This window comes from Caulobacter hibisci, from assembly GCF_016135805.1.
GTDB classification, from domain to species: Bacteria; Pseudomonadota; Alphaproteobacteria; order Caulobacterales; family Caulobacteraceae; genus Caulobacter; species Caulobacter hibisci.
Genome location: NZ_JADWOX010000024.1, coordinates 18970 through 30034 on the forward strand (window position 1 = coordinate 18970; position 11065 = coordinate 30034).

Below are 11065 nucleotides of genomic sequence, written 5' to 3' on the forward strand. Positions count from 1 at the left end.
AGGGCGGCCGGGGTCGGGTTCTGGCCGTGGGCGCGAAGCCTCCGCTTGACCTCCTCCAACCCGATCCCCTCACTGGCCCGCGCGATTCCGTTGTGCGGGCCGTTTTTTGTTTTCCGGGAGTTTCGATGCGCCTGATTGCCCGCCTTTCCGCCTTCGCGCTGGCCCTGTCGGTCGCCGCGCCGGCCGCCGCCCAGCAGCCCGGCGACACCCTGGAGAAGGTGGTGATCCTCAGCCGCCACGGCGTGCGCGCGGCGATGTCGAGCCCCGAGCGGCTGGAGACGGCCACCGCGAAGCCCTGGCCGCGCTTCGGCGTGCCGCCGGGCCACCTGACGGCCAATGGCGGCGCGCTCTCGACCCTGTTCGGGAGCTACTACCGCGACCTCTACGCCAAGCAGGGCCTGCTGGCCGGCGCCGACTGCGGCGCGGTCTATTACTGGGCCAATGTCACCCAGCGCACGATCGCCACGGCCAAGGCCCTGGGCGAGGGGCTGTCGCCCGGCTGCGCCGTCGACGTCCACACGGTGGGCGAGGGCAAGATCGACCCGCTGTTCGAGCCGGTGAAGGCCGGCGTCGCCAAGCCCGACCTGGCCTTGGCTCGCGCTTCGGTCGCCGGCCGGGTGGGCGGCAGCCTGGCCGCCTGGAGCGCCAGCCACGCCGACGCCATCGCCAGCCTCGACGAACTGCTGATGCAGTGCGACGCCGCCCCGTGCCCGAAGGCGCAGGGCAAGCGCCGCGTCTATGACGAGGCCCCGGCCTTCCTCGACGACGCCGACGAGACGGTGGGCATCGCCGGTCCCGAGGCGTTCGCGTCGGGCGTCACCGAAAGCCTGCTGATGGCCTGGGCCGACGGCCAGGACTTCGCCAGCCTCGGCTGGAAGGACCTGGATGAGGCCTCGCTGCTGCGGGTCTTCCCGCTGCACCAGGCCGAGTTCGACCTGCGCCTGCGCGCGCACGAGGTGGCCCGCACCGGCGCCGGCCATCTGGCGTCGCGCATCCTCGCCACGCTGGAGACCAAGCCCGGCAAGGACGCCATGGGCGATCCGAAGGCCAAGATGGTTGTGATCGTCGGCCACGACGGCACCCTGGCCATGCTGGGCGGGCTGCTGGGCCTGGAATGGGCCGCGCCGGGCTATCAGCCCAACCAGATCGCGCCGGGCGGCAACCTGGTGTTCGAACGCTGGAAGCGGGCCGACGGCGTCCGCGTGATCCGCGTGCGCTACGCGGTACAGAGCCTGTCGCAACTGCGGGAGAAGACGCCGCTGACCCTGGCGGCGCCGCCGGAGGCCTCGCCGATCTTCGTGCCGGGCTGCAGCCAGGCTGGGGCGGGGTATGACTGCCCGGCGGAGAGGTTCGCTGCGGTGGTGAAGGGGGCGGTGGCGCGTTAGGGGGAAGCTGACACCGAACCCCTCTCTCATGGAGAGAGGGAGGGGCCCGCGCCGTAGGCGTGGGAGGGTGAGAGGGTAGGCGAAGCCCCTGGACGATCTTGGCTCTGTTGCGGGCGATGTGCCGGCACGCCGGCTGAGGGTGTAACCACTCACCCTCCCATGCTTCGCATGGGCCCCTCCCTCTCTCTAAGAGAGAGGGACTTAAAGAGAAAAGGGGAGCGACCTTAGCCGCTCCCCATTGGCTCTAGTGCACGGCCGAGGTATCGGCGACCCGCGTCGGCTTCGGGGCCAGCCAGACGATCACGGCGGCGACCACGAACAGGGCGGCCATGGCCATGAACACCTGGTTGGTGGCCAGCATCACGCCCTGGCCCTGGACCAGGTTGTCCAGCGTGCCGCGCGCCTGGTCGGCGTTCATGCCCAGGCCCTTGAGCTGGTCCATGGTCTGGTCGGCGCCGTTCAGCACCCCCGACAGTTCGCTGTGGTTGCGGCTGGCGCTGTCGGCCCACACCGTGGTGACCATCGAGGTGGCGAAGGCCCCCGACAGCGTGCGGCAGAAGTTCATCAGACCGGCGGCGCTGGCGGTCTCCTCGACCCGGACGCTGGCCAGGGCCAGGGCGGTCACGGGGACGAAGAAGAACGGCATGCCGAAGCCCTGGAACAGCAGCCAGTGGGCGATGTCGAAATAGCCCATCTGCGAATTGGCCTGGGCCCGGAAGAAGGTCATCAGGGCCATCCACATCAGGCCCAGGAAGACCAGGCGTCGGGCGTCGAACTTGGCCGACATGCCGGCCGCCAGCGGCGCGACCAGGACGGCGGTGACGCCGAGCAGGGCCGAGACGTAGCCGGCCCAGGTGGCGGTGTAGCCCATGTTCTGCTGCAGCCAGAGCGGGTTCAGCACATTGATGCCGAAGAAGGCTCCGAAGGCGACGCTGAGGGTTATGACCGCCGCCGTGTAGCCCCGGTGACGGAAGACCCGCAGGTCGACGATCGGGCTTTCCTCGGTCAGCTCCCAGATCAGGAAGGCCACGAAGCCGACGGCCGCGACGAGGGCCAGGCCGATGATCAGCGGCGAGGAGAACCAGTCGTGCTCCTTGCCCAGGTCCAGCATGATCTGCAGCGCGCCGACCCAGACGATCAGCAAACCGAGGCCCACCAGGTCGACCTTGGCCTTGGCCAAAGGCGTCTCGTGCTGCTTGAGCAGCCGCCACGCGAACCACGAGCAGGCGATGGCGATCGGCACGTTGATCCAGAAGATGAAGGCCCAGCCGACGTTGTCGCAGAGCGCGCCGCCCAGGATCGGTCCGAGGATCGGGGCGATCAGGGTGGTCATGGCCCACAGGCCCGTGGCGGCGGCGGCGTACTTCTTGGGGAAGACGCGCAGCAGCAGGGTCTGGGACAGCGGCATCAGCGGGCCGCCGCAGGCGCCTTGCAGGATGCGGAACAGCACCAGCAGGCCCAGGGACGGCGCCAGGCCGCAGAGGAACGAGAAGATCCCGAAGCCGATCATGCCGGCGACGAACACCTTCACCGCGCCGAAACGGGCCGACAGCCAGCCGGTCAGCGGCACGACCACGGCCTCGGCCACGGCGTAGGAGGTGATCACCCACGTGCCCTGGCTGGGCGAGACGCCCAGGGCGCCGGCGATGTTCGACACCGAGACGTTGGCGATGGTGGTGTCGAGCACCACCAGGAAGTTGGCCGCCGCCAGCACCAGGCCGGCGAAGATCATCGCCGCGCCGCTGAGCGGCGCGGGTTCGGACGCCGCGCGAGCGGCCTGAGCGGTTGCCATGACGGCGGTCCTTACTCGGAAGGAAGTGGCTTAGTCGCGGGTGTCGATCGTGGCCTTCATCGACAGGCCGATCCGCAGCGGGTGAGCCTTGAGGTCGGCCGGGTCGATGGCGACGCGGACGGGCAGGCGCTGCACGACCTTGATCCAGTTGCCGGTGGCGTTCTGGGCCGGGATCAGGGCGAAGGCCGCCCCGGTGCCGCCCGACAGGCCGGCGACCTTGCCGTGATAGGTCACCGAGCCGCCGTAGAGGTCGGCTTCCAGCTCGACCGGCTGGCCGATCTTGACCTTGCGCAGCTGGCCTTCCTTGAAGTTGGCGTCGACATAGGCCGCGCCGACCGGAACGACCTGCATCACCGGCGCGCCGGCGGCGACCTTCTGGCCGATCTGCACGCTGCGCTTGGCCACGACGCCGTCGATCGGCGCGCGGATCACGGTGCGCGACAGGTCGAGCCTTGCCTGCTCGACCTTGGCGCGGGCGGCGGCGACTTCCGGATTGGTTTCGACGCTGGCGCCGTCGGTCAGCACGGCGTTGGCGGCCAGCGAGCCGGCGGCGGCGAGGCGGTTGGCCTGCGCCTGGGCCTGCGAGGCCTTGGCCGAGGCGAAGGCGGCCTGGGCGTTGGCGAAGGCGTTCTGGGCGCGGGTCAGCTCGTCGCCCGAGACGGCGCCGGTGGCGGCCAGGGCCTTGCGGCGGTCGAGATCGACGCGGGCGCGGTCGAGGTCGGCCTGGGCCGAGGTCAGGCTGGCGGCGGCGCGGGCCTGGTCGGCGTCGCGGGCGGTGATCTGGGCGGCCAGGCTCTGGTCGGTGGCGAGATAGCCGCGCACCCGGCGCTCGGCGCGGGAAAGGTCGGCCTGGGCGGAAGCGAGGGTGATGCGGGCGTCGCTGTCGTCGAGCACGACCAGCACGTCGCCCTGCTTGACGACCTGGGTGTCGTGGACGGCAACGCTGCGCACCGGGCCGCCGACCAGCGGCGTCACCTGGGCGACGTCGGCGCCGACATAGGCGTTGTCGGTCTCGACATGGTGCGAGCCGACCAGGGCGTAGTAGGCGCCATAGCCGGCGCCGGCGACGACGATGACGGCGGCGAGGCCGGCGAACAGCTTCTTGCGCTTGGCGCCGGCGGCCTTTTGCGAGGCGGCCTGGGCTTGGGCGTCGGCGGAGGCTTCGGAATCGAACATGGGGGGATGCTCCGGGAAACGTGTCAGGCGGCGCGGTAGCCGCCGCCGAGGGCGCGCACGAGCGCCACGTCGAGGGTGAAGGCGCGGGTCTCGAGGTCGGCGAGGGTCCGCTGGTTGGCGATCAGGGCGTCCTCGGCGGTGAGGACGTCGAGATAGGTGGCCAGGCCCCCGCGATAGCGCTGCAGGGCGATGTCGTGGGCGGCCGAGGAGGCGGCGACGGCCTTGCGGCTTTCGCCCAGGCGGGCGTCGAGGGCGCGGGCGCTGACGGCGGCGTCTGCGACGTCCATCAGGGCCTGCGAGACCGCGCCGTTGTAGCTGGCGACGGCGGCGTCGTAGTCGGCCGCGGCGCCGCGATAGCCGGCCCGCAGCGCGCCGCCCTGGAAGATCGGCAGGCGGATAGCCGGGCCGAACGAGCCGATGCGCGAACCGCTGTTGGTCAACATGTCCAGGCCCAGCGACTGCTGGCCGAAATAGGCCGAGAGGTCGACGTTGGGGTAGAACTCGGCCTTGGCCTTCTTGACGCTCTGGGCGGCGGCCTCGGCCCGAAGGCGGGCGGCGACCACGTCGGGGCGGCGGCCGATCAGGTCGGCCGACAGGTTCCGCGGCAGGCCGAAGGCCTTCAGCGTGCCGACCTGCGGACGGGCCAGGGCCAGGCCGCGATCGGGACCGGCGCCCAGCAGGGCGGCCAGGCGGTTGCGGGTCAGGCCCAGGGACTCGTCGGCGGCGGCCAGTTGAGCCCGCGCCGAGGAGAGGGCGGCCTTCGACTGCTCGGCCGCGCCCTGGTTCTCCAGGCCGTTGGCGGCCCGGTCGGCGGTCAGCCTGGCGGTCTGTTCGCGCGTGTTGACCGCGTCCTGCGCGGCGTCGCGGTCGGCGAAAAGTTGGGCCAGATCGGCATAGGCGGCGGCGACATTAGTCGACAGCACCAGGCGCGTCTCGGCCGCTTCGGCCTTGGACGCCTCGGCCTGCGAGGTGGCGGCGGCCAGGGCCGCGCGGTTCTTGCCGAAGAAGTCGAGCTCCCAGGCGAAGTCCAGCGTGGCGCGGCCGCTGTCGTTATAGCCCTTGGGCACGTAGGCCGCCGGGAAGCCGTTGTGATAGCTCTGCTTGACCGAAGCGTAAGATGCGTTGGCCGACAGGCTGGGCAGGGTCGCCGCGCGGGCCTGGCCGGCGAGCGCTTGCGCCTTGGCGACACGGGCCTGGGCGACGGCCAGGTCGGGCGAACCGGCCAGGGCTTCCTCGATCAGGGCGTCGAGCTGGGCGTCGCCATAGGCGGCCCACCAGCGGTCGGTCGGCCAGTCGGCGGCGGGAGCGGCCAGGCTTTGCTGCGACGCATAGGCGTCGGGCGCCTTGATCGCCTGGGCCGGCGGCAGGGTCGGCACGGCCGCGCAGCCTGCCAGGGCCGAGGTCGCGAGCAGGGCCGCGAGGGATGTTTTCAGGGGGAGGGACAAGTGCGCCATCGAATTGCTCGATATCAAACCGTACAGGACGGTCTAAATATAACTTGACGTGACGGCGTCAAGCGAAAAGTGTACAGTCCGGTCCAGAAAACGACTGGGCCATGAAAACCCGGCTGCGGGGGAGCGAGGAGAGCGCGTGCGCGTCAAGACCGAGGAGAAGCGGAAATGCATCCTGGAGGCCGCCAAGGCGGTGTTCCTGGAGCGCGGATTCCTGGGCGCCAGCATGGCCGAGGTCTCGGCCCGGGCCGGCGGCTCCAAGCAGACGCTGTACAGCTACTTCGCGTCGAAGGACGACCTGTTCGTCGCCACCATGCTGGAGAAGGGGACCCAGATCATCGATCCGGTGTTCGCCACCTTCGACACCGAAGAAGAGCTGCGCCCGGCGCTGAACCGGTTCGGTCGCGCCTTCCTGCCGTTCATCGCCAGCGACGAGGTGCTGGCCTTCCGGCGGATGATCATCGCCGAGGGCGCGCGCTCCAATCTCGGCCAGCTGTTCTTCGAGAACGGCCCCAAGCGCGGGTGGACCCGGATGACCGCGCGGTTCGAATACTTCATGGCGGCGGGCAAGATGCGGCGGGTCGATCCGTGGCGCGCGGCCATGCACTTCCAGGCCCTGTGCGAGTCCGGACCGTTCTACCGCCTGCTGGAGGGCGTGCTGAAGGAGCTGACGCCGGAGCTGATCGACGAGACGGTCGACGCCGCGGTCGACGTCTTCATGCGCGCCTATGGCGTGGAGTCTGAGGCGGCCTGAGTCCGTTTGCACGCCGGTCGTTCCGGGCTAATCTTGCACTCGGAAGTCGTTCCGGGTGGAGGCTCGCGATGTCGAACCGGGTCGAGCGAACGGTCGCGCTTTGCATGGCGATAGGCGTGCTGACGGCGTGCGCGTCCACGCCGGAAGCGCGGCGCGCCAGTCTCGGGCCCCTGCGGACCGCGCTGACCACCTCTCCGGAGCTGCTGCGCGAGCGCGCCGACCGCAACGACGGCGCCGCCCAGCTGAGCCTGGCCTTGCTCTACGAATACGGCCAGGGCGGCGTAGAGCGTGACCCGATGGAGTCCTTTCGCCTGCGCAGCGCGGCGACCAGAACGCGCGGCTCCACGCCGATCACGACCTATATCGCCGGCCTGAACGGCAAGCCGGGCCGGGTCTCGATGATCTTCGTGCCGCGCTACGACATCACGCCGAGCCAGGCGCTGGTGAACCTGGCCTGCGGCAAGGCCCTGGCCACGGGTGATCGCTCGCCGGTCGCGCTGGAGGCGTGCGGCGGCGAAGTCGGCTACGACCAGTTGGCGGCCGTCTGGCGGCGCTAACCGGCCGCGCCGGCGATCAGCTCCAGGGCGTCGGCTTCTGACACCACCTCGGCGTACTTGGCTTGCAGGTCGAAGAGGTTGGCTTCCTGCACGCGCTCGTCGCGGTCGCCGGAGGCTTCGCGCACCACGAACGGGATGAAGCCGTGCTGCAGGGCGTCCAGCGCGCTGGCCCGCACGCAGCCGCTGGTCGAAAAGCCGCCCATGACCACGGTGTCGACGCCCATGGCCCGCAGGGTCGAGGCCAGCGGCGTGCCGAAGAAGGCCGAGGCGTACTGCTTGGACAGTACGATCTCGCCCTCGATCGGGGTTATCTCTTTCGGGAAGGCGCCCAGCGGCGAGCCTTCCTGGAAGGCCTTCAGGGCCGGCACCTTGCGATAGAACACCCCGCCGTCGCGGCCGCCGACGCCGGCCTGGTAGACGACGTTGGTCAGGATCACCGGGATGCCCGCCTTGCGCGCCGCCTGCAGCAGGCGGGCGTTGCTGGCCAGGGCCGCCTCGACGCCGGCATAGAGCGGCGAGTCCGGCAGCAGATAGGCGTCGACCACGTCGATGATCAGCAGGGCCGGGCTCTTGCCGAAGGCCAGGCGACCGCCGAAGCCGGCCTTGTGGTAGTCCGCGTCCAGGTCTTCAGCCATTTCTACTCCGTGCATCCCCGCGCAGGGCGGGGATCCAAGCTGACCATTGTTGAGCGCGCGGTGCGTGGTCCTCGTCCTTCGACAGGCTCAGGATGAGGACCAATTTGCAGGCCGCAGGATCGTAGGCGATTGCAGTAGAAAACCTCATCCTGAGCTTGTCGAAGCATGCCCTTGGGCGGGCCGTGCAGGCACGGCCCTAGGGGACGAGGTTTTCGCGTGGTCGCTAGACCACCCCCTGCTCGGCGAAGGCCTTCAGCTCGCTCTCCGAGATTCCCAGCTCGCCCCAGACCGCGCCGTTGTCCTGGCCCACCGCCTGCGAGGCGATGGCGCGGACGACGCCGGGGGTCTTGGACAGCTTGGGCATGACGTTCTGCATCGGCAGCTCGCCCCAGCGCGGGTGGTCGAGCGTGACGATCGACTCCCGGGCCGCGAAGTGCGGATCGGCCAGCATCTCGGGCGCGCGATAGATCTTTCCGGCCGGCACGCCGGCCTCGATCATCTTGGCCTCGACCTCGTCGACCGTCAGGGTCTTGGTCCAGGCCTCGATGAGGGCGTCCAGCGCCTTCATGTTGCGGCCGCGGTTGACGTGGTTGACGTAGTCGGGGTGCTGGGCGAGCTCGGGCTGGCCCATGGCCTTGCACAGGCGACCGAACACCGTGTCCTGGTTGGCGGCGATCAGGTAGTCGCCGTCCTTGCAGTGATAGACGTTCGACGGCGCGATGCCGGGCAGCACCGAGCCCGAGCGCTCGCGGATGTAGCCCATGACCTTGTAGTCGGGGACCAGGCTCTCCATCACCTGCAGCACCGCCTCGTAGAGCGAGCTGTCGACCACCTGGCCCTGGCCGGTGGCGTCGCGGTGGCGCAGGGCGGCGAGGGCGCCCAGGCACCCGTAGGTCGCCGCCAGGGCGTCGCCGATCGAGATGCCCATGCGCGAGGGCGCGCGGTCGGGATCGCCGACGATGTGGCGCCAGCCGCCCATGGCCTCGCCGATGCCGCCAAAGCCCGCCCGGTCGGCATAGGGACCGGTCTGGCCGTAGCCCGACACCCGCACGATGATCAGGCCCGGGTTCTCGGCGTGCAGGGTCTCGGGCGACAGGCCCCAGCCCTCCAGCGTGCCCGGCCGGAAGTTCTCGATGAGGATGTCGGCCGTGGCGATCAGCTTGCGGGCCAGGGCCTGGCCTTCGGGCACGCGCAGATTGGCCGAGACCGTGCGCTTGTTGCGGGCCACGACCTCCCACCACAGCGGATAGTCGCCGCGGCCCCAGTCGCGCATCGGGTCGCCCTTGCCGGGCGGCTCGATCTTGATGACGTCCGCGCCCATGTCGCCCAGCAACTGGCCGCAGAAGGGACCAGCGATCAGCTGGCCCATCTCGACGACGCGCAGGCCCTTGAGGGGACCGGTGTTTTCAACCGTCATGACGCTTACGACCTACTCCGCCGCCAGGGCCAGCGGCGCGTTGCGCCACACGGGCGGACGCGGCGCGGGCAGGCCGGTGTCGGCCAGGCACGAGGCGCGCAGCTCGTCGAGCGACGGACCGCGATCGAACACTTCCAGCGGGCCGCGTTCGGCGCGGATCTTGGCCCGGAGGGCCTCGGTGGCGGCCGCATCGACCTTGCCGGCGGCGTCCAGCACCACGCCGTAGCGCTTGGCGCCCTCGGCGCTGACCAGGCCGCGCGCGACCTCCAGCTCGACCAGCTCGACCTCGCGCTCCAGCGGGTCGCCCCAGCCGCCGCCGCCCCAGGTGACGAAGTGCAGCAGGTCGCCCTTGTCGACCTGGACGCCGTCGCACTTGGAGGGCAGGGCGAGGCTCTCGCCATTGGCCTTGTCGAGGCGCTTCCACGAGCGGGCGCCCGGGGCGCCGCCGTTGACGCCCCACGGCGGCACGAACCAGCGGTCGTCGTGGATGGCGATCGTGCCGGCTTCCGTGAACTTGTAGGTCATGTGGATGCCGTTGCCGCCCCGGAAGCGCCCGGCGCCGCCGCTGTCGGCCACGCTCTCGTAGCGCTCGATGATCATCGGGAAGTAGCGTTCCAGGAACTCGTTCGGCACGTTAGTGAAGCCCGGCCACAGCGAGTGGCCGTCGGCGCCGTCGCCGAACGGACGGCCCGGAATGCCGCCGAAGCCGATCTGGAACAGCTGGAACCACTCGCCCTTGCCGTCGAAGCCCGAGAACATCAGGTGCGGCGAGCTCGAGAAGCCGGCGGCGCACAGGAATTCCGGGGTCTTTTGGCCGAGCAGCGCGCCCAGCACGTCGAAGATGCGGCCCAGGGCGTGGGTGCGGCAGGACAGGGCGGCCGGGAACTTCGGCTTCAGCAGGCTGCCTTCCGGGATCCGCACGTCGACGAGGTCGTAGAAGCCGTCGTTGAACAGGATCTGCGGGTCGAAGACCATGATCATGTAGATGCCGAAGAACATCTTGAACATGTTCTCGTTCAGCAGGAAGTTGATCGAGCTTTCCGACTGCGGATCGGTGCCGTCGAAGTCGAGCACCACCTTGCCGCCCTCGCGCCACATGGTGCACTTGATCTTGAACGGGCCAGCGCCCTTGCCGTCGTCGCAGATGTAGTCCTCGAACGACACCGGCTGTTCGCCGATCGCGGTCGAGATCAGGTGGGCCATGGCGCGATGGTTGCGGGCCAGAAGCTCGGTCAGGGCCGAGTTGAAGACGTCGTCGCCGAAGCGTTCGCAGATCTCGACCACCCGGCGGCCGGCCACGCGGCACGAGGCGACGATGGCGTGCAGGTCGGCCTTGAACCACTCGGGCATGCGCGACTGGTGGGCGGCGATGCGGACGATGTCGCTCTGCAGCTCGCCCTTGCGGTACAGCTTCACCGGCGGCAGGCGGAAGCCTTCCTCGAAGATCGAGTTGGCGTCGGTGGGCAGCGAGCCGGGCACCTTGCCGCCGACATCGGTCATGTGGCCGAACATCGCCGACCAGGCGATCAGCCGGCCGTCGCGGAAGATCGGCGCGATGCACAGCTGGTCCGAGGTGTGGCTGATGGCGCCTTCGACCGAATAGGGGTCGTTGACGAGGATGATGTCGCCTTCCTCGATCTCGCCGTCATAGCCCTTGAGGAAGCCGTCGATGAACGAGCCGAACTGGCCCACCACCATGCGGCCGTCGCGGTCGGCGATCAGCGGAAAGGCGTCGCCCTGCTCGCGGATGCCGGGCGACAGCGCGGTGCGGAACAGGGTGGCGTCCATCTCGACGCGGGCGTTGCGCAGGGCGTTCTCGATGATGTCGAGCGTCACCGGATCGACGGCGACCTTGCCGAAGGGCGTGGAATTGGTTTCCAGGATGCGCGCGGGCATGG

The 11065-nt window shown here is 70.0% G+C and carries 9 protein-coding genes; 3 read left to right on the top strand and 6 right to left on the bottom strand.

Annotated elements, in window-relative coordinates; all coding sequences use genetic code 11:
- Window positions 1-125 precede the first annotated feature (125 nt).
- Window positions 126-1385 carry a histidine-type phosphatase gene (locus tag I4Q42_RS23350; protein WP_198578499.1) on the top strand — a complete coding sequence of 420 codons (1260 nt, stop codon included), beginning with the start codon at window positions 126-128 and terminating at the stop codon, window positions 1383-1385.
- Window positions 1386-1629: 244 nt separating this feature from the next.
- Here the strand turns inward: I4Q42_RS23350 and I4Q42_RS23355 are convergent, their stop codons facing one another.
- From I4Q42_RS23355 to I4Q42_RS23365, 3 genes are read right to left on the bottom strand one after another with little or no spacing between them, the layout of a single operon-like run.
- Complete coding sequence (locus tag I4Q42_RS23355; RefSeq protein WP_198578500.1) at window positions 1630-3177, bottom strand: DHA2 family efflux MFS transporter permease subunit; 1548 nt, start codon at window positions 3175-3177, stop codon at window positions 1630-1632.
- Between the two features lie 30 nt (window positions 3178-3207).
- Window positions 3208-4353, bottom strand: coding sequence for an HlyD family secretion protein (locus tag I4Q42_RS23360; protein WP_198578501.1), 1146 nt, complete (start codon window positions 4351-4353; stop codon window positions 3208-3210).
- Window positions 4354-4376: 23 nt separating this feature from the next.
- Window positions 4377-5807: an efflux transporter outer membrane subunit gene (locus I4Q42_RS23365; RefSeq protein WP_198578502.1), complete on the bottom strand. Its 1431-nt coding sequence runs from the start codon at window positions 5805-5807 to the stop codon at window positions 4377-4379.
- A gap of 136 nt (window positions 5808-5943) precedes the next feature.
- Between I4Q42_RS23365 and I4Q42_RS23370 the strand changes: the two genes are divergently transcribed.
- Entirely contained in the window at window positions 5944-6558 is a 615-nt protein-coding gene (locus I4Q42_RS23370; RefSeq protein ID WP_198578503.1) for a TetR/AcrR family transcriptional regulator, read from the top strand.
- Window positions 6559-6674: 116 nt separating this feature from the next.
- Window positions 6675-7115 carry a hypothetical protein gene (locus I4Q42_RS23375; RefSeq protein ID WP_198578504.1) on the top strand — a complete coding sequence of 147 codons (441 nt, stop codon included), beginning with the start codon at window positions 6675-6677 and terminating at the stop codon, window positions 7113-7115.
- Here I4Q42_RS23375 and I4Q42_RS23380 read toward each other — a convergent pair.
- The 3 genes from I4Q42_RS23380 to I4Q42_RS23390 all read right to left on the bottom strand — a co-directional run bounded on the left by I4Q42_RS23380 (window position 7112) and on the right by I4Q42_RS23390 (window position 11063).
- Window positions 7112-7750, bottom strand: coding sequence for an isochorismatase family protein (locus I4Q42_RS23380; RefSeq protein WP_198578505.1), 639 nt, complete (start codon window positions 7748-7750; stop codon window positions 7112-7114). The two genes, I4Q42_RS23375 and I4Q42_RS23380, sit on opposite strands and share 4 nt — an antisense overlap.
- 223 nt (window positions 7751-7973) lie before the next feature.
- Window positions 7974-9167, bottom strand: a complete 1194-nt coding sequence (locus I4Q42_RS23385; RefSeq protein WP_198578506.1) for a CaiB/BaiF CoA transferase family protein — start codon at window positions 9165-9167, stop codon at window positions 7974-7976.
- Window positions 9168-9179: 12 nt separating this feature from the next.
- Window positions 9180-11063, bottom strand: a complete 1884-nt coding sequence (locus I4Q42_RS23390) for a hydantoinase B/oxoprolinase family protein (RefSeq protein WP_198578507.1) — start codon at window positions 11061-11063, stop codon at window positions 9180-9182.
- Window positions 11064-11065: the final 2 nt, after the last annotated feature.